This is a genomic window from Microcoleus sp. PH2017_24_DOB_U_A (genome assembly GCF_020738205.1).
Lineage (GTDB): Bacteria > Cyanobacteriota > Cyanobacteriia > Cyanobacteriales > Microcoleaceae > Microcoleus.
This window is the reverse complement of record NZ_JAEQCT010000067.1, coordinates 1-25,475: the sequence shown is the minus strand read 5'-3', so window position 1 is coordinate 25,475 and position 25,475 is coordinate 1. Positions and strand designations below refer to the sequence as shown.

General features: G+C 44.3%; 20 protein-coding genes. 8 read left to right on the top strand and 12 right to left on the bottom strand.

The window, feature by feature from the left end; all coding sequences use genetic code 11:
* Positions 1–37: 37 nt before the first annotated feature.
* Positions 38–1,234, bottom strand: a complete 1,197-nt coding sequence (locus JGK07_RS19315; RefSeq protein WP_293224093.1) for a site-2 protease family protein — start codon at positions 1,232–1,234, stop codon at positions 38–40.
* A gap of 80 nt (positions 1,235–1,314) precedes the next feature.
* Positions 1,315–1,599 carry a photosystem I reaction center subunit PsaK gene (gene psaK / locus JGK07_RS19310; protein WP_293177824.1) on the bottom strand — a complete coding sequence of 95 codons (285 nt, stop codon included), beginning with the start codon at positions 1,597–1,599 and terminating at the stop codon, positions 1,315–1,317.
* 134 nt (positions 1,600–1,733) lie between these two features.
* Between psaK and JGK07_RS19305 the strand changes: the two genes are divergently transcribed.
* The 3 genes from JGK07_RS19305 to JGK07_RS19295 all read left to right on the top strand — a co-directional run bounded on the left by JGK07_RS19305 (position 1,734) and on the right by JGK07_RS19295 (position 3,353).
* Positions 1,734–2,375: a phosphoribosylanthranilate isomerase gene (locus tag JGK07_RS19305; protein ID WP_293196565.1), complete on the top strand. Its 642-nt coding sequence runs from the start codon at positions 1,734–1,736 to the stop codon at positions 2,373–2,375.
* A 115-nt stretch (positions 2,376–2,490) separates the two neighbouring features.
* Positions 2,491–2,943 carry a CPBP family intramembrane metalloprotease gene (locus tag JGK07_RS19300; protein ID WP_293193478.1) on the top strand — a complete coding sequence of 151 codons (453 nt, stop codon included), beginning with the start codon at positions 2,491–2,493 and terminating at the stop codon, positions 2,941–2,943.
* 260 nt (positions 2,944–3,203) lie between these two features.
* Positions 3,204–3,353 carry a hypothetical protein gene (locus JGK07_RS19295; protein ID WP_293177818.1) on the top strand — a complete coding sequence of 50 codons (150 nt, stop codon included), beginning with the start codon at positions 3,204–3,206 and terminating at the stop codon, positions 3,351–3,353.
* A 12-nt stretch (positions 3,354–3,365) separates the two neighbouring features.
* On the opposite strand, the gene JGK07_RS19290 is transcribed toward JGK07_RS19295, so the two are convergent.
* Positions 3,366–4,565, bottom strand: a complete 1,200-nt coding sequence (locus JGK07_RS19290) for a transposase (RefSeq protein ID WP_293193479.1) — start codon at positions 4,563–4,565, stop codon at positions 3,366–3,368.
* Between the two features lie 249 nt (positions 4,566–4,814).
* Here JGK07_RS19290 and JGK07_RS19285 point away from each other — a divergent pair, with 249 nt between their 5' ends.
* Positions 4,815–6,146, top strand: a complete 1,332-nt coding sequence (locus tag JGK07_RS19285; RefSeq protein ID WP_293241521.1) for a HEAT repeat domain-containing protein — start codon at positions 4,815–4,817, stop codon at positions 6,144–6,146.
* 420 nt (positions 6,147–6,566) lie between these two features.
* On the opposite strand, the gene JGK07_RS19280 is transcribed toward JGK07_RS19285, so the two are convergent.
* The 3 genes from JGK07_RS19280 to JGK07_RS19270 all read right to left on the bottom strand — a co-directional run bounded on the left by JGK07_RS19280 (position 6,567) and on the right by JGK07_RS19270 (position 9,273).
* On the bottom strand, positions 6,567–8,501 hold the full coding sequence (locus JGK07_RS19280) for a BamA/TamA family outer membrane protein (protein ID WP_293241524.1): 1,935 nt from the start codon (positions 8,499–8,501) through the stop codon (positions 6,567–6,569).
* 168 nt (positions 8,502–8,669) lie between these two features.
* Entirely contained in the window at positions 8,670–8,870 is a 201-nt protein-coding gene (locus JGK07_RS19275) for a hypothetical protein (RefSeq protein WP_293155365.1), read from the bottom strand.
* Positions 8,871–9,132: 262 nt separating this feature from the next.
* Positions 9,133–9,273: a hypothetical protein gene (locus tag JGK07_RS19270; protein WP_293185919.1), complete on the bottom strand. Its 141-nt coding sequence runs from the start codon at positions 9,271–9,273 to the stop codon at positions 9,133–9,135.
* Between JGK07_RS19270 and JGK07_RS19265 the strand changes: the two genes are divergently transcribed.
* Entirely contained in the window at positions 9,272–10,102 is an 831-nt protein-coding gene (locus JGK07_RS19265; RefSeq protein WP_293226064.1) for an alpha/beta hydrolase, read from the top strand. The genes JGK07_RS19270 and JGK07_RS19265 overlap by 2 nt on opposite strands.
* Positions 10,103–10,335: 233 nt before the next feature.
* On the top strand, positions 10,336–11,817 hold the full coding sequence (locus JGK07_RS19260) for an ATP-binding protein (RefSeq protein WP_293193467.1): 1,482 nt from the start codon (positions 10,336–10,338) through the stop codon (positions 11,815–11,817).
* Positions 11,818–11,960: 143 nt separating this feature from the next.
* On the opposite strand, the gene JGK07_RS19255 is transcribed toward JGK07_RS19260, so the two are convergent.
* The 5 genes from JGK07_RS19255 to JGK07_RS19235 all read right to left on the bottom strand — a co-directional run bounded on the left by JGK07_RS19255 (position 11,961) and on the right by JGK07_RS19235 (position 22,644).
* A complete protein-coding gene (locus JGK07_RS19255; protein WP_293185925.1) occupies positions 11,961–12,314 on the bottom strand; it encodes an STAS domain-containing protein in 354 nt (117 codons plus the stop codon).
* Positions 12,315–12,505: 191 nt separating this feature from the next.
* Complete coding sequence (locus tag JGK07_RS19250) at positions 12,506–13,093, bottom strand: DUF6272 family protein (protein WP_293185927.1); 588 nt, start codon at positions 13,091–13,093, stop codon at positions 12,506–12,508.
* 55 nt (positions 13,094–13,148) lie between these two features.
* Complete coding sequence (locus JGK07_RS19245; RefSeq protein ID WP_293241527.1) at positions 13,149–14,384, bottom strand: adenylate/guanylate cyclase domain-containing protein; 1,236 nt, start codon at positions 14,382–14,384, stop codon at positions 13,149–13,151.
* A 156-nt stretch (positions 14,385–14,540) separates the two neighbouring features.
* Complete coding sequence (locus JGK07_RS19240) at positions 14,541–20,027, bottom strand: AAA family ATPase (RefSeq protein ID WP_293241530.1); 5,487 nt, start codon at positions 20,025–20,027, stop codon at positions 14,541–14,543.
* 529 nt (positions 20,028–20,556) lie between these two features.
* Positions 20,557–22,644: a SpoIIE family protein phosphatase gene (locus JGK07_RS19235; RefSeq protein WP_293193470.1), complete on the bottom strand. Its 2,088-nt coding sequence runs from the start codon at positions 22,642–22,644 to the stop codon at positions 20,557–20,559.
* 433 nt (positions 22,645–23,077) lie between these two features.
* Between JGK07_RS19235 and JGK07_RS19230 the strand changes: the two genes are divergently transcribed.
* Both JGK07_RS19230 and JGK07_RS19225 read left to right on the top strand, forming a co-directional pair.
* On the top strand, positions 23,078–23,437 hold the full coding sequence (locus tag JGK07_RS19230) for a VOC family protein (protein ID WP_293185933.1): 360 nt from the start codon (positions 23,078–23,080) through the stop codon (positions 23,435–23,437).
* 3 nt (positions 23,438–23,440) lie between these two features.
* Complete coding sequence (locus tag JGK07_RS19225) at positions 23,441–24,691, top strand: recombinase family protein (protein WP_293290998.1); 1,251 nt, start codon at positions 23,441–23,443, stop codon at positions 24,689–24,691.
* 234 nt (positions 24,692–24,925) lie between these two features.
* Here the strand turns inward: JGK07_RS19225 and JGK07_RS19220 are convergent.
* A partial coding sequence (locus tag JGK07_RS19220; RefSeq protein ID WP_293204856.1) for a calcium-binding protein occupies positions 24,926–25,475 on the bottom strand: 550 nt, incomplete at its 5' end.

The following is a 25,475-nucleotide window of genomic DNA, read 5'->3' as shown; positions in this document are numbered from 1 at the left end:
TTGTGACTAATCTGGATTATTGATGCCCCATTTTAAATTAATTTTCTTGTACGGTTTTAGCGATCGCACTTAACTGCAATCCCTGCGGATAACTGTTTTCTTCTTTGCTGTGCTTGATATCAGCTTCGGAAATCTTGGGTTTGAGGTATTTTGCCATAACTTTCATCACGTCGCCCCGATCGATCGTCCCTACGACTGCACCAATGGACGAAAGGACGAGGATTCGCGGGAGTTGGCGGGCTTCCATGCTGTTAATTACTTCTGCAATGGATGCTTTTTCGGAGACTGTGGGGGTTTTTTCCAGGGGTTGCAAAATGTTGTGCAAAGTCTGAATTTGCCACTGACTGCGCTCTGTGCAGCGGATATCGTCGATCGACACTAAGCCCAAATCCCGCCCGTTGGTCGCAGCGATGTAAAATGGAAAGGGATTGACTTCTAGCAAATAGCGATCGGCAAATTCTCGCAAACTCAAATTTGCATCGACAACTCGAAACTCGCGGCTCATTGCATCGGCGGCCTTAGTTTTGAGCAGCGCTTCTTGCAACGAAGTAAAGCGACTGTAGCTACTAGCATTCCGAATCGCAAAAGAGCCGATCAGCGCCATCCACAAACCGCCGTACTGGCGCGCTAACAAACATAAACTGACACCGAAAGCAACAGCCAACCAACCCAAAACTTGTCCTGTTTTTGCAGCCCAACGCACGCCGGCAAATCGAGAACCAGTGATTTTCCAAATTGCTGCTTTTAAAACTTGTCCTCCGTCCAAAGGCAGCCCGGGAATCAAGTTAAATAATCCCAAAACTAGATTGATTACTGCTACTTTTTCTGTTATAATTGATAGCAAACTTGTCTGGGGGAAAACTTGAGAACCCAAACCGAGGATTAAAAACAGCGCAAAGCTGACGAGAGGGCCAGCAATAGCTACTTGAAAAGCTTGACCCGGAGTTTTTGATTCAGAGTCGATCGAAGCTACTCCGCCAAATAAGAATAGAGTAATAGAATTAACTTTAATGCCTTGCGACATCGCCGCCAAGCTGTGCCCTAATTCGTGCAACAGTACGGAAGCAAATAGTAGCAAAGCTATTGCGAACCCGGCACTCCAGGAGAGCGCAGATCCCCACAATCGGTAACTGCTGGCGTATTCGCGGGTTGCTAGGGCTAAAATTATAAACCACGAATAATCTATGAGTAGCGGGATGCCAAATAAAGAGCCGATTCGCCAACCTGTCTGCATGAAAGTTTCCTGGGAAAGGAGAGGAAGAATGAATTTCTATTATATCTTTTCAAACCCTTGCCTTTCCCAAACCGTGATTTTTAAAGCACTCCGGCGTTACCCAAGCCCAAGATTACTCCTGCCCCGAGCAAGTGGCCCAAGCTGGTTGTGGCCAGCAATTCTGGGATGCCGAAGCCTTTGAACATTCCAGGGACTGCAACGGGTAAAGCTGGGCCCTTGCCTCGGTTTTGTTTGTTGATGCCGTAGTAGCCGATCGCGATCGCCAGCAAGTTGCATATAATCATTGTCAGTCCTACCATTGGTGTCCACTCCACCGTTAAGGCAGTGGCAGATGGTACGGCTAACAGCAAAGATGAGTTAATCATGTTTATATGCTCCGGATTTCACAGATTAATTGATTTAGAAAATTATAAAAAGTATTTTGCATTAAACTAAGATTTGTTTTAATAGTTAACAATTCGTTTATATTTTGATACAAATTCAGCACAGAGGAAAAAGAGTGCGGGTAAAAATTTGCGGAATCACTAAATTAGACCAGGGAATGGCGATCGCCCGTTTGGGAGCCCAAGCTTTGGGGTTTATCTGCGTACCCGCTTCCCCGCGCTATGTCAGCCCCGAAACCATTCGCCTGATTGTCGAACAGTTGCCGAAAAATGTCGATCGCATTGGCGTGTTTGCAAATACCACAATAGAAAATATCTGTCAAGTAACGGCAGAGTCAAATTTAAGTGGGGTGCAACTGCACGGAGATGAAACAGCGGAATATTGCGATCGGCTGCGCGAGTTTTTGCCGGGAATTGAAATTATCAAAGCTTTGAGAGTTAAGAGTCATGAAACGTTAGCCACCGCTGCAATTTACGCCCTGCGTGTCGATACTTTACTGTTGGATGCTTACCATCCGGCTCAACTTGGCGGTACTGGCAAAACTATAGATTGGATGATGTTAGCAGAGTTTAAACCAGCTTGTCCTTGGCTGCTGGCGGGCGGCTTAACACCGGATAATATTTTAAATGCGATCGATCGCGCGATCGGCAATAACTTCAGCGGTGTTGACCTTTCGAGCGGCGTAGAAATAGCGCCGGGAGATAAAGATTTGACCAAAGTTGCTCAGTTATTCGATCGATTAAAAGCTTTAAAATAAACGGTAGTATCTCATTGTTGTAAAAAGCATTTTTTGTGTTTGAGTGCTGTCCCCGCTCGCTTGTTGATAGAACCAAGCGAGCGGGGACGCTCGCACTATAAAAGCAAAAACTGAGATGCTTCCTTTTCTCTCTTTATTCTCGCTTCTTCCCTTCGACTTGCTAGCACGCCGCCTCACCCACGCTTTTTCAACTATTCCCGATTTCACCGATTGGCTGGTTGTAGCTCTGCTGGTGCTAGTTTATAGCGCGATCGCACTTCCCATCGGTTTTTGGTCGGGATTTCTGAAAGTAGACGTGCAAACCTCCGGGCCGATAATTGCGGGAGTGCTCGCGGGCTGTTTGTTAACTCCGGGGCTGACTGAGGAAGTTTTTTTCCGCGTGTTAATGCTCCCGCACGCTTTTGAGAATGCTTCTGGGCTAATGCTGTGGTTTTGGGGATGCTCCAGTTTGGTGCTGTTTGTAGCTTACCACCCGCTCAACGCGCTGACTTTTTATCCGATCGGTCGATCGACCTTTATCAGAAAAATGGGTTTAAAACCCCGTCCTTTTAGGACGGCTTTGTGCTAAAATAGAGAAGTCTACAGGCTCAAGACACGTTGAAATAGCTACGATGAGAGCGTACCTAGACAGTTCCGAGGGGCAATGTTTAACTACATCCCTGAAGACAATAAGCTTTAGGCTTGAGTACAATGAAACATAGTCGCCACAGGGCATTGGGAGACTCTAAACGGACGCAGAGCGAGGGTAAGACTACTTCGGTAGCACATTGCTGTGAAGCGTCAAGGAATCCTCGCTCCTTCAGGACGAGGAGGTATGTCAAGAATCCCGTGTTTTTGCTACTCGCCGCTGTTTTGGGAGTAGCGTGCTCCATCGCATACCTGCTCATCGGTTCCATCTGGCCTGCGGTGGTGATTCACTGGCTGGGAGTGACAGTCTGGCTGCTGCTCTTGGGCGGTTACAAGAGGCTATATGGGTGAATTACCCAACTCTCACCTTGCGGTAGAGAGTGGGCTTCCAGCTTCCACCGCAACAGCATCCGAAAGAACCGAGATTCTTCCGGGTTGACTTACATTGCGTCCACTGGCAGTAGCGCTGATTCCCAACGCCAAAAACCGCAAGCCTTCGTCTCTAATGTTTAGCGCTGCGTTGATATCTCTATCATTCACAGAATCACACTTAGGACATTTCCATTGGCGTATTTTCAAATTCATTTTAGAAACTTTGAACAAGCAATGGTTACAAGTTTTGGAGCTAGGAAAGAATCGGTCAATCTCTAAATAGACCTTGCCTTCTGCCTCGGCTTTATACTTAAGCATTGTTCCAAACATTCCCCAGCCAGCATCATAGATAGCTTTGGCTAGGCAATGGTTTCTTACCATTCCTTTGATATTTAGATCTTCTACTACAATTACTTGGTTTTCGTTGACTATCTTGCGGGATAGCTTGTGCAGAAAATCCTCACGCACTCTTTTGATTTTAGAATTCACCTTGGCTACTAACTTCCGGGCTTTATTCCGTCGGTTACTGCCTTTGACTTTTCGGTTTAGCTTCTGTTGCTTGCGCTTCAGATTTTTACGATGTTTAGCGGTTGCTCTAGGATGCTTGTACTTAGAGCCGTCAGACGTGACCAAGAAATCAGTTAGCCCAACATCTAAGCCAATTGCTTTTCCTTCGATATTAGCATCTGGAGTGCCAATTTTATCATCAACAAGTACCGATGCAAAATACGAACCATCTCGATTTTGGGATACCGTTACAGTTTTGATCGTGCCATCATACTGGCGATGAATCTTGGCTTTGACTTCACCAATAATCGGAAATTTTATAGTGCTCTCCAGAATTTTCACATTCTGGGGATAGCTGACAGATTGCCTGTTGTGCTTGGATTTGAAGCTAGGAAACCCACCACGTTTCTCAAAGAAGTTTTTGTAAGCAGTTGATAGATTCAGTGCTACTACTTGCAAGCTTTGTGAGTATGCCCCATCTTTCAACCAAGGGTATTCCTTCTTGAGCGCTGGTAGCATACCTTGAATAGCCAATCTGCTCAATCCCTTACCAGTTTCCTTATAGGTTACTTGGCTCTTATTCAAACTATAGTTCCAAAACCATCGACAACAACCTCTCATCACCAGCAAAATACTGTTGCTGGTGGGCGCTGGGTAGATTCGGAACTTGTAAGCTTTCGGCATTTATCGGCTATCGGCATTTCTGGTAAAAAATTAACACAAGGATTTTGCGGTTGTCAATAAGTTGGCTCGTTTTCTCATCAAGCCTCAAACCTCAAACGCTGCGCGTTGTGCGGCTCGGCTGTAATCGTCAACTCGCTCGCCTTTGAGCCCGACGCTCACGGATTGTACAGGTAGAGCGCGGGACTTCCCGGCTGTATGGTTAAATTGTAAAAAGTCCAGCATCACTATATTGTCCGGAGGAGCTCAGTTGTGGAAATCATAGGAGCGATCGTAGGTTTTTTGGCGGGGATAGCAGCGGCTTACTGGTTAGTGGAAAAGCGGTTGCACAAGCAAAAGCAAGAACACTTGCTGCAAACTCGCAGAATAGCTCAGGATATAGAACTAGCTCAGATATCTCGAATGCAACAAACTACCGAATCTCCACACCGAGAAGGAGAAGATCGGTTTAGAAGCGCTACTGTTGAACACGAAAATTTACTCAGACAAGTTACAACTCAATACGAAAATCAGATTCAACAAGTTGCGACTCAATACGAAAATCGACTCCAACAAGTTTTAGCAGAACGCGATCGGCTCCAACAAGTTGGAGGCTCCCACGAGCAGCAGATCCGACAAGTCACCCAGGAATTAGAAGCCGCTTACAATGCTAAGCTTCAGGAAAACATACAATCTTTGCAAGCCGAACACGAACGTCATATACTCACACTTTCTGACGAATTGCATGACAGTTATCAAGCTCAGATGGATGAACATTTTCAAAACCTGCAAAAACAACACGAAATTCAATTGAGACAAGCTGCCTCGCAATATGGGAACAGCGAAGTTGACATACAATCAACGACGGAGGCTTTGCAACAGCAATACGAAAGTCAGTTGCAAGCCGCTCACGAGCAGTTTCAAGCTCGCGAAGCTCAGATGCAAGCTACTATCAGGTCTTTGCAAGAGCAATACGAGAGTAATGTACAACAACAAGAAATCCCGGAGCAACAGTTCAGTCAGTTAAATCCAACAGAATTTACATCGGATTTACCACAACAAGAAGTTTGGCAAGAAGAACCATCAAGTGAGTTCAATCAACCTGAGTTCAATCAACCTGAGTTCAATCAACCTGAAGTTGAACAAGAGTTAAATTACACAGAATTTTCCGAACCACAATCAATTGATTTAGAACAACTCGAAATCAGACAAACGCTTGAATCTCCCAGACAAACACCAAACTACTCATCGGTGGCGCAGTTGATGGGATGCGTTCAAAGTCAGGACACAGAAACTCGCAAATTTGCAGCGTCTGCTTTAGGTAAAATGGGTGCGGCTAATGCTTTGAGAACCGACGGTCAGCGAGCCATAGAAACCTTGGGTAAATTAGCTCAAGATTTCAACCCGGAAGTGCGCGAAGCTGCTGTGGAAGCACTAGCAATGATTAAGTCTGAAAAAGTGATTCCGCTCTTGCAAAGAGCTTTGCGAGATACAGATAGCGGTGTGGCCAAATCGGCAAGTGCGGCGCTCAATAAGTTTAAGTTTTACCCGCGCACTCCGGCGGTGAAACCGAAACTGATGGATATGAAGAAACCAAAGCGTTAAGCAGTTACGAGCCTAAATATAGCAATTCTCAATTGCCTAAAACACCGTAGGGACACAACATTGTTGTGTCTTTAATTTTGGTCGCTTCTCAGTTTTGCTTTTAAAATAGTGCTGTCCCCGCTCGCTTGCTTATAGAACCAAGCGAGCGGGGACAGCACTGTAGAAAGAAATGTTTTTTGCAAAAATGAGATGCTCCCGAGAGTGTCAATGAGCAGATATCGTCAACTGATATTAGTGCGAGCGTCCATAGCGAACGATTGGTTCGCGAGCGAGACGCTCGCACTATATAATTCAAATATATTATTCCGATGCTACCGGATTTGATATGACAAATTTCAGTTGTCAACTGTCAACTGCCAACTGCCAACTGTCAACTGCCAACTGCCAACTGACAACTGTCAACTGACAACTGTCAACTATTTAAAATCGCTGCTTTGTACCGAGTACAAATTTGATGTCCCCGTCATCGCTGACACCCATATCCAAGCGAATTAATCCCAAGGACGATCGCACTCTCACACCCAAACCAACACCCGCCCCAGTCCCCGGTTTATCCCTGACTACCGCCGGTTTTCCCAACACGCTGTCACCCGTTCCCAAATCCGACGCAAAATCAACAAATATCACGCCACCCACATCCCTACCAACCGGAAACCGATACTCGCCGGAAGCCAAAAAATAACTCCGCCCGCTGCCAATTTCCCCGCCGTCGTAGCCCCGCACAGAATTGCGGCCGCCCAGGCGAAACGCTTCCGTCGGTGGCAAATCTCCAATTACCGTTCCCCCTTGCAGATTAAAAGCCAACATTTCTGGCAAAGCTTCCGACTCGCTGATGCCCAGCAAAGTTACTGGTACATATTGTATATAATTTGCTAGCAGTCGGTTGCTCACAATGTTGCCGCGTCCGAGAGGTATCGACTGTTCTGTACTGAGGCTGAGAATCGAGCCGCTGGTTGGGTTGAATGGATTGTTTCGCCGATCGAGCGTAGCGCCAAAAGAAACAGTATACAATTCGTCAACGCCCGCACCGCTGAATGTGAGAGGATTGCCGAGTACGTCCCGGCGGGCAAGATTTAAATTGCGATCGCGCGTGCTGATATTGGTATAATTCAGTCCCAAAGTTCCCCGCCAATCGCCCAAAGGCCGCGTAACAGCGAGATTTCCGCCCATCCGAATTTCTCGAACTCGATCGCCATTGGGCAAATTAATATCCTTGTTGAAAATTTCCGAGATTCTGCGATCGCCAAAAGCTCTCACACTGTATCCCAAACGGTCATCGGCCGCAACGTAAGGGCTGACAAACCGCACATCGTACTCCACACCTCGGAGGCTGGGCTGAATTTCCACCGACAACCGCTGGCCGTTTGTGCCGAAAGTGCGATCGACATAGGAAAGAGGAACAGCCACACCAACATCATCACTCAAAGTGACACTCGCCCCAACAGAACGAGCCGATCGCTCTTCGACATTGTAAATTACATTAATATCCGTCCCAACTTCTTCAGTAGAAACCGTCACCTTGTCAAACAATCCCAACTGTTGCAACTGTTGTAAATCGAGTTGTACAACTTGCTGGCTGTAATTATCCCCCGCCTTAAGTTTGAGCTCGCCTCGGATAAAATCTTCCGAAATTCTCCCCTTAATCGGATTCCCTTTTTTATCAACAGCTTCGCCTCGGGAATTAACAAAGCGAATTTTCACCTCTGCAACGTAAACGCCCTCAACATTTCTCCCTTGACTGATTGGTAGAGTACCGCCTAGCTGTTGCGCGTTGCCGTTGACTGCTTCCGGGATTTCGGCTTTGGTGGCGATCGTCCCCGCAGTTGGTAACAGAGATGTAAAATCTTTATGGCGATCGTCCTGGGCTGAGGGCGATCGAACTTCAGGAGCAACAGCAATCTCATCAGATGTTGGCAAATCCCGCACAATTGCACTCACCTCATCCGATTGATGAGAACTTAAGACTGAAACCGATAATAAATGTCGCTTGTAGTCGAGTCTAGATCCCCCTAAATCCCCCTTAATAAGGGGGACTTTGAGAATATCTCTTGTCCCCCCCTGATTAAGGGGGACTTTGAGAATATCTCTTGTCCCCCCCTGATTAAGGGGGGTTAGGGGGGATCGAGACTCGGCTACAAACAAGAGAGACGGTGGGTTTGACGTTAAGTTATCACCAATTACCTCATCCTCCTCCCTCTGCGCCCTTGTGGAATAGGCGTCTCGCCTGTCAACTTCTCCGCTTCCTTCTCTAACCTCCACCTCACTCGGTACGACTGTCGCATCGATCGCCCGCGCCGCCAATTCCCCACCAGCCACCGCCGCCAAACTCAAAAATGCAATAATCGGAATTCGCATAAACATAAAACTAAAGCATACTCAACGCATCTTACCCAAAACCGCGTCTCCTGCCTATTCCGCGAAAAGAAACCCGATATTTTTGAAGATACCGGGTTTCTGGGATGATGAAACTTGGGGAAAAATCGATCGTGGGCGATCGTAACAATTGGGAAACCGAAAAATTCTTTAAAGAGATTGGCGAGAAACACGCTTCTCAAAATGAGCCTGAGTCTGCTGCAACAGTTGTTCGCGGCTGTCCTTAGCAGTAGTAATCGTAGGGAGCAAATTTCGAGCTTGTAAAGTCATGTGAAGCTGTAGGTGTGCTACGTACTCACTGACATCTTCGCGCAGGGAGCAAGCCGGGTAACGTTTTAAAGTAGAGTTCAAAGTGTTCTCCTGCTTTGAGTTTGCAGTATTTTTGAAATAATAATAGAGACTATCACGCTCTATTTCTAATTCTGTACTCTGTAATGAAGTTTAACCTTTGGACTGCTCTTTTGTTACAATTATTTACAAGTATTGCTTAAATTAAGTAAATCCACCTCATTAAAAGTAAAATGCCGATCGCGCTCAAGCCTGCCGTGTATATCTTCTTCCTTCTCTCACGACAATAAAAAAAGCCCTCTTCCTTCTTCCCTCTTCCCTCTTTTTACCTAGAGCGAAGCCGAAGGGCACTGTTCCCTCTTCCTTCTTCCTTCTTCCCTCTTCCCTCTTCCCTCTTCCCTCTTCCCTCTTCCTTCTTCCCTCTTCCTTCTTCCTTCTTCCTTCTGATCAGGAGTCGATCGCCCATGCAGTCCCAAGCAGCAGTAGCACACAAGCACACATTAAGTACATTTGTCAATAGCCACAGCCAAACAGCCACCTACCTCGACATTGGAAACGGCCCACCCTTATTGTTGCTGCACGGTTTTTTCGGAGAAAAGACTTGCTGGCTACCCTTAATTGAATTATTGCAATCTCAATTTCGGTGCATCAGTTTAGATATGTTAGGTTTTGGAGAATCCAGCAAACCACAAATCCAATACGACGTAGCTGTAGAAGTTGCTTTTGTGCGGCAAGTTGTACAACAACTAAACATCGAACCATGCGGCATCATCGGACATTCTTTTGGCGGTTGGGTAGCATCTGCATACGCCCTAAAATATCCCAAATCTGTCAGCAGTTTAGTGTTAGCAGCACCTGCGGGAATCCGGGACGACAGTTTTTGCGGTCAGTACGATGCTTTGCGACCATTGCTGTGGGAAACACCCGCCGTTGATTGGGCCTTGCAGCTAGCAAAACCTTTTGCTAGATTAGCGGGGAAAAGTGAGAAATTGCAAGAAATTTCCGGGTGGCGCAGGGAGCTAATGTATCAACCAGTAGCAAGGTCATTTTTAATGAGCCGGATGCGACCAGAAGACGCCGTTGACACAGTAGAAAAAGAAATTCACAAATTGCAAATTCCTACCTTAGTCATTGCAGCAGATAGCGACGAAACAATTCCTCTATGGCACTGTCAAACCTACGCCAATGAGATACCGGGAGCTGAGTTAGCAATTATTCCCAACGCCACTCACGGGTTGCCGCAAACTCAAGCTCAAATTATCGCAAAATTGATTAGTAAATTTTTGGATAATTAAGAAAACCTTTGCAACAAGCGAAATTCTAGAAAATTATGATATGGCACGTTCGACGGTTAGAACACTCTGAATAGCCTTTTCCCCATGCAGTTGATTGCTTATTCTTGTTCTTTTTCCTTCTTTTTCCTTCTTTCTTCTGCTACAAGCAAGCAATAAAAAATAATTGTATTAAAGTATACTACTTTAATAGTAAAGACAGCATATATTACTTGCTGTATTGTACAATTTTTTTTATGGTTATACAATCTTGTATCAGCACGAGCTACAAACATTTAGTTGATTCTGGAGTATTACGAATGGCGGCACTGAGAAACTACTTTAATCTGGAAGAAATTACGACAGCCAGAAAAGTTAGTGCAGCGGTAATTAACATCAGCGGCCGCCAGCGAATGCTTTCCCAGCGATCGGCATTTTTTTGCATGAGGTTAGTTGGCTCTGGGAATGCGCCAGAAAGAGCCAAACTGCGCGGAAATTTGTTAGAGGCGATCGAGCTTATGGAAAAATCTCACCACGATTTAATTCATACTGACAGCAGCATCAACTTGGCGAGTCCCCCTTCACCCACCGTCAAAGCGATGTATTTTGAGGCGCCGCTGTATCTAGACAAGCAACTGCGCGAATATATCGATCGCATAAAAGCATTAGTGCAAGTTCCAGACACCGAACTCAGGCAGGAGAATCCCCATCTACAGTACATTATCGAAGCTGCCGGTGGCGAATTGTTAACAGCTTTCGATGCCGTCGTGAGTCAGTACCAGCAAGAAAGCGAAATCGAACAATTTGAAATCGACCTCAAACAGGTTGAACTTTATCAAGAAAGCTGTGCAGCCACCTCCAAAGCCGAAGCTCAAGCAGCCCAAATCGATCGCGCACTTCGCGAACTCAAGCAAACTCAAGCTCAACTCCTCCACAGCGAAAAAATGTCTTCCCTGGGAGCCCTAATGGCAAGTATCGTCCACGAAATTAATAACCCAGTTAGTTTTATTTACGGCAACTTGAGCCATGCCGAAATTTATACCCAAGATTTACTGAACCTGCTGCGTCTATATCAAGAACACTATCCCAACCCCTGTTCCGAAATAAAAGATCAAATCCAAGACATCGATCTCGAATTTCTAGTTGAAGACTTGCCTAAAGTTATGTCTTCCATGCACATGGGTTCCGATCGCATTCGCGAAATAGTCAAATCCATGGGCAGCTTTTCGCGAACAGATAACACTAACATGAACCTGTGCGATTTGCACGACAGTATTGACAGCACCATCCTAATTTTGCGTAACCGTCTCAATGCTAAAAAAGACCGTCGCGAGATTCAAATAGTTAAAAATTATGAAAAATTGCCTGGTGTAGAGTGTTATGCCGGACAACTAAATCAAGTATTTATGAATCTAATTAGTAACGCGATCGATGCTTTGGACGAGGCAGCAAAAAATCAGCCCGATCCAGCCCTAAGAATTTCGATACGCACAGAACTCGCTGGGCTAGATTGCGTCAGAGTCAGGATTTCTGACACGGGATCGGGAATGACAGCAGAGGTAAAAAAACGAATGTTCGAGCAGTTTTTTACCACCAAGGCGATCGGTAAAGGTACTGGTTTAGGATTATCTATTGTCTACAAAATCCTAGTAGAAAATCACCGAGGAACGCTCAGGTGCGAGTCCGAATTGGGGAAGGGAACCGAGTTTATCATTGAACTGCCAGTACAACAAACTTAAACAGTTGATAAGCATCCAAATTTATGATAAATTGTGGCACGGGCGTCCCGTGAAAATAAGTGTGGCACGGGCGTCCCGTGAAAATAAGTGTGGCACGGGCGTCCCGTGAAAATAATTAATTGTGCTTAAAAATTACACATCACCTACTCCAATTGTAACTTCAAAGTTGGCAATAGCTTTTCTAGATTCTTGAGAGATTTCTGTTGCCAAGGAACATCTTGTGAACCCACTACCAAAAGTTGAATCGTTTTCTTTTTCCGTACACTAATCACAAACTTAGACAGCATATTAATACCAGAACTATTAACAAAATCCAATTTTGTTAGGTTCAAGGTAATAGTAGGCGGTTCGGGATTAGCTACCTCATCTAATAGATCGACGATTGGCTTATAATCTGGCGCTCCATCTAAGCTGAGTTCGCCTTGGAAACAGACTGTCACCGATTTTGGATCGTATTGAATACAGTAGTCTTGACCTTTGATTTCCTGAATATCCATTGTTTTGTCGTTTCCTGAGTGAATTATTGTGGGACAAAAGAATCAGTCGATTTCCATTTTTCGATTTGAGATTGACTCCACAGATCAATTTAGGAGGTTCAACTTCGGTCTAAAATTTGGGGTTAACCACTGAGAAGTGTGGGGGGGGCTTGTATCCATTTGTGAATTCGTCAATCTTAAAAAAATTGAAATTAAACGCTAATTTGAACGATTGTCGTAATAGCTAGCATATTGGAACCATCAGAGATCCTCTCAAATTTCCAACCAATCTTAGCTGAATAGTCATTAATCATCGTCAGCAATCCCAGTCCCGATGTTTCACTTTCAGATTCAGCATTCTTTTCAAGCTGCTGTAAATATAGTTCATCAGAGTCGGAATTAAACAGTTCTGCAATGAATTCCTGCAATTTATTAGCCGCTGGTTGCTGCACATAGTTAGTGGCAAAAATTACGGCAGTCACATCAGATTCTCCTATAAAGTGTATCCCAAACCTTACCTTATGATTGCAATTATCATCAGTAAACTTGATGGCATTTTCTAATAGTTCATTAGCAATGTAGCTCACAGCTCCCTTACTTTGTTTAATCCGTTTCTCGCTGCTAGCATCCTGCTCGTCCACCGGGAGAAAGCTGGACAAATAATCGGCAACAAAATGAGCCGATACCCTATTGTTGCGCCAGCGCTGCTTGATGGGGCGAGAACTTGGCGTAAATGTAAGTTCTAGGGAGTCGTGTTCCGGTGGAAACTGGTCGATGAATTCTCCAAAGACTTGTGTCATAGTTTGTAAACTTCCAGATGTCATTATTTTTCTGCCTCCTGTTAATGTGTCAATGTCACTTCTGGGTAAATTTCCAGACGCCATTCCAGTTAGCGGGAAGACTCTTTTCTAACAATTCTTGGATGCGTCTTAGGTAAATTTGGCTGGGTTTGTCAGCAGGATTTAGCTCTACTATATGTTCAAAACAATCTTGGGCATTAGCAAAATTTCCCTGACAATATTGTTCTAGACCTTCGTCAAAAATAGGCAAAGTTTGAATTTTGAGCGATCGCACAGGTTCTACTTCAACATCTAACACCTCACAAACAGTAATGGCTTCTTGTCTACCTTTGACAATTGCCCGATCCAAAAATCGAATATGATACTTTTCGGGTTGACTCAAACGTTTTACCACATCTCCTGAAATTAATAAAGAGACGCCATAATACTTAGTTAAACTTTCCAGACGAGCCGTGAGATTGACATGATCGGACAGCGCATCAGCTTGCATCCGATTGGCATCTCCAATAATTGCAACCATCGTATCACCGACATGGATACCGATGCCAATATTCAGCGGTATCTCCCCATTTATTTTACGGCTTTGATTTAATTTTTGCAACTGTTCAACCTTCATAATTCCCGCCTGAATAGCATCATCAACGCCGTCGGGAAAAACTGCCATCAGTCCATCTCCCATATACTTGACAATAAAACCGTTGTGCTTGCGAATTTCGGGACTAATTTGCTGTAAGTATGTATTGATGAAATTGAAGTTTTCTTGAGGAGTCATTTGCTCCGCCATCGTTGTAAACGAACGCAAATCCGAAAACATGATTGCCATTTCTTTGCTGACGCGATCTCCAAGCTGGAAATCTACAATGCTTTTCTTTCCCAGAAATTGGAGATATTCATCGGGGACAAAACGTCCGTAGGCTTGCAAAAGTTTCTCTAATTCCTGTTCCCGCGCTTTCACCGTTTGCACCATATGCGAGAACACCTGTGCCAGTTCTCCCAGTGCATCACTGCGCGCCGCCACCTCTGACAATATCTGGGGTTCAAAGCTGTTGTTTTTCACAGCAATAGCTGCATCTATCACCTTTTTTACCTGGTGAATGTAAGTCTGCATTTCTCTATTTTTATGACGGATCTGCTTTTCCAGAGCGGTGGAGTGTTCCGTGATAATGTCTACTAAAGTTTCATAGCTATTTTTTTCCTCTTCGGCTTCCTCAAGTTTTTGCATCAAATTCTGTAGCTGGGTATTGAGTGATTCTGTAGATGTAGATTGTGCTAAATTTATTTTGGGGTTCATAATTTATACTCCCGAATCTGGGAACGTAAAATTGTTTCACTCGCTCGCTGTTCATTACTATAACTTACACGGGCGGCTCTGCAAATCCGGCTTCTGCTTCGATGCTTCGCCACTCAATGAAACAGCGATGTTATAAACCTGGTTGATGACCGTCAATCATAAATTATGCACAAGATTTCCCTGTTGCTTCAATACTAGCAAAGTAATGTCATCAAATACCTTTTGCGCTCCAATGAATTTTCGCAAATCATCGATCGCAGATTGCTTGATTTGTTCGGCGCTCAAATGCCAGTTTTGAGAAACCACAGCACAGAGTCTTTCCAGGCCGTAGAATTGTTTGTGGATATTTCTAGCTTCGGGGATGCCATCAGTGTAAAGCACGACACCATCCCCCGGCTCTAAGTCTACTAAAAGATGACCGATCCAATCTGAAATATCCTCATCTAAGCCTATGGGAAATCCTAAATCCATCATGTCAATGCGTTCAATCTTACCGCCTTTTCGGACTACGAGAGTTTCCTCATGTTGACCGCTAATACTAATTTGGCTGTCTGCGTAATTGAGGAGAGCTAGCGTCAGGTTTTTGTCCGAGTTCATCCGCTGAATATTTTTATAAATAGTGCGGTTCAGGATATCTAAAAAGCGCACAGGGTCAAGTTCTTTAACTTCCTGGAGAGTGCGAACAGCCGTTTGAGTCATCACCATCAAAATACCACTTTCTAGTCCGTGTCCGGTGACATCACCAATGCAGAGCGTTACCACCCCATCATTAAAAAGTACGTCGTAGTAATCGCCACCAACTTCATCGGCTGCTTCCATAAATCCTGCAATATCTAACTCTGCAATTGCTGCTAATTCCGCTGGCTTTGGTAGAATTAACTGCTGCATTTGTTTGATGATATCGAGTTCTGCACTCATCCGAACATTTTCGTTTTTGAGGCGCTGGTTGAGGGCAGAAATTGCTTGATTAGCTTGAGCAAGTTCGGCAGTACGTTCTTCTACTTTATCTTCTAGAGTTTGATAGAGCAGAGCATTTTCAATGGAGATAGCAGCTTGGGAAGATAGGATTTTTAATACTTCTAATCTGTCAGCAGTAAATGCACCTGTGGCGAGACTGTTTTCTAAGTACAGAATGCCGATCGCTTGACCTTTGTTGACAATGGGAGTACACAATACAGATTTGGGTTGGTGCTGAATAATGTAGGGATCTGCTGCAAAGATATTTTCTACAGCAATATCGTTAATTACCAAGGTTTCTCTGGTACGCCAGACGTAGTTAATGGCTGTGATGGGAAGATCTTGGCTTTGAGAAACTGGAATATTTGGCAAATAAGACTGTTTGTCTAAACATTTAGCAACAATCAATAATTTACTATCCCTTTCTAAGATCAGAGAGCCTTTGGATGCACCTGCATTTTCGATCAGTATTCGGATTAAGGTTGATAGCAGTTCCTCGACATTGATTTCTCCCGATATGGCTTGAGAAGCTTTAATTACTGTTTCTAGGTCGAGGAAATTGGAAACATTTTGGCTGCTGGAAGTAATCTCTGCCACAATTGTTTCAGCAATTGTCTCTCCTGTATAAAAAGTGTTGTCTTGTTGGAGAATGGGGCCGAGCAATTGGGAATATTTTTGTTGTAAATCATGGACTTTTGCCTGGGAACCCCAGCGAGCATAAGCGTAGTAAGCGTCTGTTAGATAGACGCGGGCAATTTTATCTTTGCCTAATTCCAGGTAGAATTTAGCTGTAAGTTCGCTGAAGAGTGCTTCTTCTTGAAGGTATTGGTTTTGTTTGGCGGTAGCAATGGCGCGATCGTACAAATCGATGGCTTCGAGCCTGTCTCCCAATATTCGTGCTATTTCTGCTGCTACTAAGTCATACTTGTGTTGGTAATTCATCGGTGCGTGGAATGCCCAGGTTTGCATTTTTTCCTGATTGGCTCTCACTTGGGTCAAATATTGCGATCGCGCGATCGGCTCAGCATCGGGATACAGCGCCAGCAGGGCTAGGGAATGGTAAAAGTTGTGCTGCGGTACCATCATCAGCGAACCGACACCAACGACATATTGCTCTGCTAGCTGGGCATTTTCTACGGCACTTTCGCGATCGCCAAACAAATAGTTGACAACCAATTTAGCAAAATAAACTCCAAAGAGGGAAGAAACATTATTGGCTGCTAGCAAAACAGGCAGCAGTTCATCTTCATTAAAACTATCGCCAACTAACCGACATTTGTCCTCAGCTAATCCTTGTAAATTTAATGTTAGCTGTCGCCATATCTGGGTATAATAAGTCTGATATTCTTGCTTGGAATTGAGCATTAATTCAAGATATTGGTCGTATTTTAGATCTACAGATGTTAAATCTTCACCGCTAAAGAAGCTGTAGATGCAAAGATACATAGCAGAATAGCAAGCATACTCGATATCGCCGCTTTCTAAACCGCTGTGGACTGCTGACATCAAAGACGGTATTGTCGCTCGACTAGGTTCTTTCCAATGTCTCACGCAAGCATTGTAGACCATTATAACTTTAGATTCAAATTCTGTGGAGGGAAATTTATCTAATACTTGCAAAGATAGTTGACCGTATTGATAGCCTAATTCAATGTCTCCGATTGTTTGACAGATTAAGCTGCAACAAGCATAGGCATAACTAGCAGGTGGAGAGTTTCCGTATTTGCTGCAAATATGTGCCATTGTAAAGACAACGGCTGGGTAAAGTTCTGGACTAGCTAGATAAGCGGCAGATGCGATCGCACATAAAACCCTCAAAGCAGCAATTTTATAACGATCGTTGATTTCTGCCAGATTAGCTAAAGCGGGTATCTGCACCACCGCCGGCAGTTGTGTTTCCAAAGCAACACCCAGCATTCCCAGAACTTGCAATCCAGTATCCACTGCCGATTTCATCTGATTTTGGGCAATATAAGACTGAATTTGCGCTTCGTAAACTCGGAATTGATCGAGGAGATTGTGCGATCGAGATAGAACTATTTGGGCCAGTTGGTGCGATAAATCGAAATTGGTATTCAAATATTCGGCTGCAACCGCTTCTACATAAAGATCGAGCGTCAAGTCGTATAAATTCGTCCAGCTATCATCTGGTAGCAGATTTCTGCCGGTAGTTAAGTAATCAACAGCAGCAGCATAAGCTGTGGAATTTTTAGCTTTGCGCCCAGCAATTAAATTCAAGGAAGCTAGTTGATGTCTTTCGGTGCGATCGCAAATTAAGTCCACTCCCATGTTCAAGTGGTTGACAATATCAAATATCCGCTCTTCCGTAGGGGCGGTGGATGGTGCGTGCCCGCCCTTGTGCAGCAGCAATCTGCCAATTTTCAGGTGAGTTGACTGCTTTGCGTCGTCTGGAATCAAAGAATAGGCGGCTTGTTGAACGCGATCGTGCAAAAATTTGTAACTTGGCAATTGACGATCGGCAACAGGCAATTGTGCAGACTCCCGATCGTCTGCAAAAAATTTGTAAACTTCGCTTTGCGGTAAAATTAAGCCTTCTTGCAATGCTTTCCACAAGGAGGCTGCGGTGTCTATTTGAGAATTTTCGCAGACTAGCGCTAAAGTTTCTAAATCAAATTGGCTACCAATACAAGCAGCTAATTTTAAAACATCTTGAGTAGCGATCGGCAATTTCTGCAAGTTATTCGCAACAAACTCGACTACATCATCGCTGACTGCCAATTCTCTGATTTTAGTAAGATCGCACTGCCAACCACCCCTATCTCCCCCTGGCAATCGGGATGCAAAATCGAAATAGATTAACTTATCTTCGTGGAGTTTCTTGAGGAATTGATTGCTAAAAAAAGGATTTCCATTAGTTTTTTTGAAAATGATTTCTGTCAAGGAAAGAGCTCTGTCGATCGCACAACTTAAAGCATCAGCAACCAGACGATTCAAGTCAAATATTGAAAGTGGCGCGAGAGTAATTTGATTAATTATAGTGCCCGAGCGAGCGCTCCCCTGTTTTTGTAGAGAAGATGAACCCCCACCTAGCTTGCGAATCTCTGATAAAGTCAGCATTAATGGATGAACCTTGGACACTTCATTATCTCGATAGGCGCCAATTAGCAACAAATGTTGACCTTCTGATTCGCCCACCAACAATTGCATTAATTTCAGAGATCCTGAATCTGCCCATTGCAAATCATCTAAGAAAATGACTAAGGGGTGATTTTTGGTAGCAAAGACACGAAGGAACTTTTGAAATAATAGATTGAAGCGATTTAGTGCAGAATTTGGTTCTAGTTCCGGTACAACAGGTTGCTTGCCAATCAGCAGTTCTAATTCTGGGATAACATCAATAATTACCTGAGCATTATCCCCTAAAGCTGACAAAATTTGGGCTTGCCACTGCTGAACGCGAGCAGCACTTTCTGTCAGCAATTGCCGCATAAAACTTTGCAGAGCTTGTACCCATGCCGAAAAGGGAATATCGCGCTTGAATTGGTCAAATTTCCCTTTGATAAAGTATCCCCGCTGCTGAACTATGGGCTTGTGAACTTCGTTAATCACAGCGGTTTTGCCAATCCCAGAAAAACCCGTTACCAGCATGATTTCGGTAGTAGCTGTACGGGGGATTTTATGCGGTTCTCGGCTGTTAGAAGAGGAAACCTCCAAATCGGATGCTGGGGGATTTTCCTGGAGACAGGCAACGCGCCCGAAGGCTGCTAATAGGCTCGAAACTTCGCTTTCTCTGCCATAAAGTTTTTCTGGAATCACAAAGCATTCGGAAATGTCTCTGCTGCCTAATTCAAACAGTTGAATAGTGCCACAATCTGAGTATTCTTTTAAGCATTTTTCTAAATCGTGTTTGATACCAAAAGCTGTTTGATAGCGTGCTTCCGCTGTTTTAGCCATCAGTTTTAGCACGATGTCATTCAATACTTGGGGGATGGCAGGATTTAGGGCGATCGGGGGAATTGGATGGCGAGCAATGTGACAGTGAACCAACTCAATCTGCTCCTTAGATTGGAATGGCAATTGTCCTGTCAACAGTTCATAAAAAGTTACTCCTAGCGAGTAAAAATCGGTGCGGTAGTCAATCCCACGATTCATTCTGCCAGTTTGTTCGGGAGACATATAAGCTAATGTCCCTTCCAAGATATTGGGGTTTTTGATTTCTTGATTTTCCTTAGGCAAAAACGATGAGATGCTAAAATCTATAAGTTTGATTTCTTTGGTTGTAGGGTTGATTATAATATTCTGTGGTTTGATATCCTTGTGAATAATGCCGCTGCGATATATTATTTCTAATGTCGAGCAAATTTGAATGGCTATTTGCAAAAAGATGGCTAGGCGATTGGTGAATTTACCCTGGACTCCAAAAGCATCGTTGGTGATGTATTCAGCCAGAGAAATACCGCCAAAGTCCTCCATTACTAAAGCAAAACCGTTACGATATGTTTCCAGACTTAAATGTTTGACTATACCGGAATTATCAATATTTTTGGCAATGGTGTACTGATTGCGAAACTGCACCAGTTCGGTGAAAGTCGGATACTCAGACTTGAGCAATTTGATGACTACTGGTCGATTGTCTGATTCCGAAAAACCTCGATAAACCAAGGTTCGGGTGCCGGAGTAGAGTTGTTCGCTCATGCGGTAGCCGGGAATTGAGATCGGGGTCATAGTTGCTAAATCCTAGTCAGCTTTTGGTTTAAGAGGACTTACGCACTCCGACCTTCATAACCGGGTTTTTTACCTAATCCGCTGGCTACAACCTCTGTATTGTAGTAAAAAAACCCGGTTTCTGGCTGCCTGCGCGTAAGTTATGTTTAAGCACTATCAAACTTGTTTGTGTTCATTATTTATTAGTTTACTACTGCTCCCAAGATTTCGGGAAGATTTGACAAAAAATAATGATATGTCGAGCGCTAACCATCGCACGTCTCATGAATTTTGTTAAAAATCTTTGAAGCGCTTGCTTCCGGGAAGCGGGAGCCTGTTCCAGTCACATCTGGGATATCCAGCTTCCTGTTGGTTGAATTCCCTACAAATTTATTAGTGCATCGCTATTTGTTTTGTCGGAAAGGGTACAATAATAGCGATCGAGTGTGTTGGGCCTGAGCGATGAAAGATAAATGGCGATCGGGACTATTTGGTGTCATTTTCAGATTGCCAACATTGTATCCAGAACACTCTATGGGATAGACAGGACTTAATCCTTTTTTTTAAGAACCACCAAGGTAATGTCATCAAAAACCTTTTGTTCTCCAATAAATCCCCGCAAATCTTCAATGGCTGATTGCTTAATTTGTTCGGCGCTTTTATGCCAATTAATCGAAACCACTTCACAGAGTCTTTCAATTCCGTAGAATTTTTTGTTGATATTTCTGGCTTCGGGAATGCCATCGGTATATAGCACCACCCCGTCCCCCGGTTCTAACTCTACTACAACCTGGTCAATCAACTCTGAAATGTTTTCGTCTAAACCAATCGGGAATCCCAAATCCATTGTATCTATCCGCTCGATTTGACCGCTTTTTCTAACGACAATAGTTTCCTCATGCTGGCCACTGATGCAGATTTTGCCATTGGCATAATTGAGGATAGCAAGCGTCAAATTCTTATCTGAATTCATGCGCTGAATATTTAGATAAATAGTGCGATTAAGAATATCTAAAAAGCGCACCGGATTTAATTCGGGCATTTCGTGAAGAGTGCGGACAACCGCTTGAGTCATTACCATCAAAATACCGCTTTCTAAGCCATGTCCGGTGACATCGCCGATGCCAATAGTCACCACACCTTCAGTCTGGAGAATATCGTAATAATCGCCACCTACTTCATCGGCTGGTTCCATGAATCCGGCAATATCTAAGTCTTCAATTGCCTCCATTTCTTGGTGTTTAGGCAAAATCAACTGCTGCATTTGTTTGAGGATGTATAGTTCGGCACTCATCCGCATATTTTCGGCTTTTAGTCGGTGATTGAGCGTCACAATTTCGGCGTTAGCTGTGGCGAGTTCAGTGGTGCGTTCTGTAACTTTATCTTCTAGAGTTTCAAAGGATTCTTTGAGTTGTCCTGCCATGCTGTTAAAGGAGTTGGCAAGTTTTTTTAGTTCCATGAGGGAGCTAGTTTTTACCTGTCTGTCGAGAGCGCCGTTAGCCATGTCTTCCGAAGCTTGGGTGATGGCTTCAATGGGGCTAGCAATCCAGCGGGCTGTGAAAATTCCAATTGCCGTTGCCACAGTAAATGCGATCGCACACAATAGAATTGTGGTGCGGGTATTGGCATTAATTTTATCCATGAAATCAGATTCTGGAACCACCGTTACGATCGGCCAGTCCAACCCAAACTTGTCTTTCCACGGAGCAACGAGGACAAAGTAATTTTCACCTTTAATTTTAATATTAATTTTTTGGCTATTTTTAATATTTTTAAAGCTACCGAACCGTTCTTGCAACGCTTTAGTAGCAGCTTGGATCGCAGGATCGGAGATGTTGAGAGCGCTAAAGCGTTTGACTTGATTATTTACCTTGATAAAAGAGGGTTGTGGGCCAGAATTTCCAATCAATTGTCCGTCTCGTTCCATGATGAAAATTCGCCCGGATTTGCTAAAGTTTAAGTTGTGCAGAAATGTAGTAATATTGGATAGTTGTAAATCGACCCCGATCACTCCGATTAGCTTGCCCTTGGCATACATGGGACGCATTGCCCCTACAGCAATAAAGTTAAGCTCATCTAGCGAATAAACAGAAGTCCAGATAGGTTTCCCGGCTTGAGCTGCCTGAGTGTACCATTCTAATTTCACGGTATCGTAAGGAGCAACCTGTGTTACCTTAATTCGATTGCCCTGGCGGTCGGTTAAATGGGCGTTAATTTTCCAGTTTGTCCTTGCTGAAACTTCGGCAATGCTGATGCCTTCTCCCGGTCTTACTGGCCCAGCACCAATGAAGCGTCCATCTGAAAGTCCATAGGAAATGAAGCCAAGATTATCGAATGCTTGCACCTGTTTCCAAAAATAAAGTCCCGCAATATCTAAGTTATTTATGTCGAGCAATCTGGTTTCGATCGCATCGATATTGATTTGATTAATTTGATGGGGAGTTAAGAGATAATCATCTAAGTGCCGATAAGTGCGATCGCTCACCTGAGTCATTAACTGGTTAGCCAAATGCGTTACCGCTTGTTGTCCGTTGCGGAAGGAAAGATAACCGACTAAGCCAACGGCTGCAACGATTTGCAGGACAAAGGGAACTACGAGGGCGGTGCGGAGGCGAAATTGCCAAAGAGTTGAGGCCATATAGCTTTTCTCAGATAGATGAGGTACAGGTTCAGATTTGAGATTTTAGGGTGCATCTCACTTTTGAAGAGGGCGAAGCATGACCGCATATAAATTATTAGTTATAATCTCATATTGACTGCGGTCATGCTTCGCCCCTACGGATATATTCGCTTGCATTGAGATGCACCCTTCCATTTTTTGCTTTGAGATTGGGGAATTGAGGAATTGTTAATTAACTGCCGAGAGTACCTCAGCTCAATAGAAATGCTACAATAGATAGGTATCTTCAACGGACGGAATTACGTTTTAAAAGCTCTAGCTACAGTTTATGAATTTTTGTGACGGTATTAAGGGGGACTAATAATGTTATCCTATCAAAAATTCTACCAACATCAACAAATCAGCGTTCATCAGCGGTTAAAATAAAAACAAAAATAAATACCAAACAAAAATGCAAATTAATCAAGCCCTCCACAGCGCCCTGCTCGTTTCCAACCTCGAAAAATCCCAACACTTTTACAGCAATGTATTAGGACTGCAAAAAATCGATCGCGAATTAAAATTTTCCGGAATCTGGTATCAAATCGGTAACTTCCAGATACACCTAATTCTAGCGGCAACAATTATACCAGATGCCGTAGACCATGAGAAATTGGGGCGCAATCGACATCTAGCGTTTGCTGTGGCTAACTTAGAGGCAGCCAAAGAGCAATTAATCGCTCACAATTGCCCCGTACAAATGAGCGCGTCAGGTCGATCGGCATTATTTACCCAAGATCCAGACGGGAATATCATTGAACTCAGCGAGTAACAGATGAAAATCATCGCCTACTCTTACACCGAACCGCTGCTAGAAGCCGCACCAGCAGCCGAAATTTGGGGCCAAGAGGTCGATCGCACCTACCAAGACTTAGGAGGGCGCCAGCAACTCCAGCAACTGCTAAAAGACTGCCAAACAGAACCAGTCAAATACCTGCTAATTCAGCGTTTTGAAGAACTCGGCGACACAGTACAGCAAGTGTGCGCCCACCTCGAACAACTAGAAAACCTCGGCATCCAACTAATTGTCACAGACGAAAAACAAACAGAAAATAGAGTTAATTTGCTCAAACTCCTCGCCGAACTCCAGCGCAGCCAACACAGCCGCAGCATTCGCAAAGGACACGCCCGCAACCGCATCAAATCCCTTCCCCCACCCGGAAAAGCCCCCTACGGCTATCGGCGCGGCAAAGACAAATATGCGATCGACAAAACCGCCTCCCCCGCCGTCAAAGACTTTTTTGAACACTTTCTCATCTACGGTTCCCTGCGCGGTTCCGTGCGCCATTTAGCAAAGAAATACAACAAAAAAATCTCCGTCAGCACAGGCCGCCGCTGGCTGACAAATCCCGCCTACCGAGGCGATTTAGAATATCAAAACGGTGAAGTAATTTCTAACACCCACGTCCCGATTATTTCCAGAGAAGAAGCCGCCCAAGTAGACAGATTGCTGCGGCGTAACAGTCGCCTTGCTCCCCGCAGCGCCAGCGCCCCGCGTTCCCTCGCAGGTTTAGCAATTTGCGCCGAGTGCAAATCGTCCATGACAGTTGCGAAAGTCACAGCCTACCGCAAAGACAAAGAATACCTTTATTTGCGACCGATTAACTGTTCCCAACAGCCTAAATGCAGCGGCATTTCCTACGAAGAAGTGTTGCAATTAACCATAGCAGGGATTTGTCGCGATTTGCCCGATGCGATCGCCCAGTTGCAAATGCCGGACATCCAAGGAATCAAAGCCGGAATTGCCGGGGCGATCGCATCTAAACAAAAAATTATAGAACAACTTCCCGCCCTGATTGAAAGCGGCATTTTGGACATCCGCACAGAAGTTGCAGAACTGCAAAGTAAATTAGCGAAAATGCCCCCCGTAAATTTGCGAGAAACTGCTCAAACTGTTTCTCTTCCCCAATTTTGGCTGGATTTGTCGGAATCGGAACGCAGGTTTTATTTTCGAGAGTTTATCGATCGCATTGAAATAATTCGGGAAAATTCAGAAGTGGATCTGCAAATTATTTTTATTTTTTAATATTGAAAAATTGACAATTAACAATTCATATCATTGTCGATAGAATGAGTTTGTAGTGAGGACTTTAGTCCTGGCAATCGAAGGAATAAAGTAGTAGTAGGGTGCGTCAGGCACGGATGGCGGACTACCTAAAAATTAGGCTAATCGCTGACGCACCCTACAATATCTTAGACTATTAACTGTCAACTGTCAGGGGTTTTAACTGTCGATCGCACTGCTGCACAAAAGAGGTAACTACAGAGTGATAAAATCGGTAGCGGTGAGAGCATTCGCAGCAACACCGTTAAGCTTCGCTAACAACTGATTGCTACCTGTGACGCTAATCAAGGCTTGATTGTTGCTAGATGTAATGCTGAGTTGATTGAAACTCAAACCGGGAGCCAACCCAATTAAATCCTCGCCCTTGCGGAAATCAGTAATGATGTCACTACCCAAACTTTGATTTAGTAGAAATACATCATTTCCCGAACCGCCAGTCAAAGTATCATCTCCTATATCCCCGGAAAGGAAATCGGAACCAGCACCGCCAGCGAGGAGATCGTTACCCTTACCGCCGAAAAGCGTATCGTTACCAGTATCGCCGCAGAGAAGATCGTTTTCATCGTTACCAACCAGCAAGTCGTTGCCAATACCGCCATCGAGACTGTCGTTTTCTTTGCCGGCATAAACCGTGTCATTTCCTGCCCCACCAAACAGCAAGTCTGTACCTTCATTACCAAACACAAGATCGTTGCCGTTGCCAGCATTAATTGTGTCATTTCCTAAGTTGCCTAACAGGTTGTCG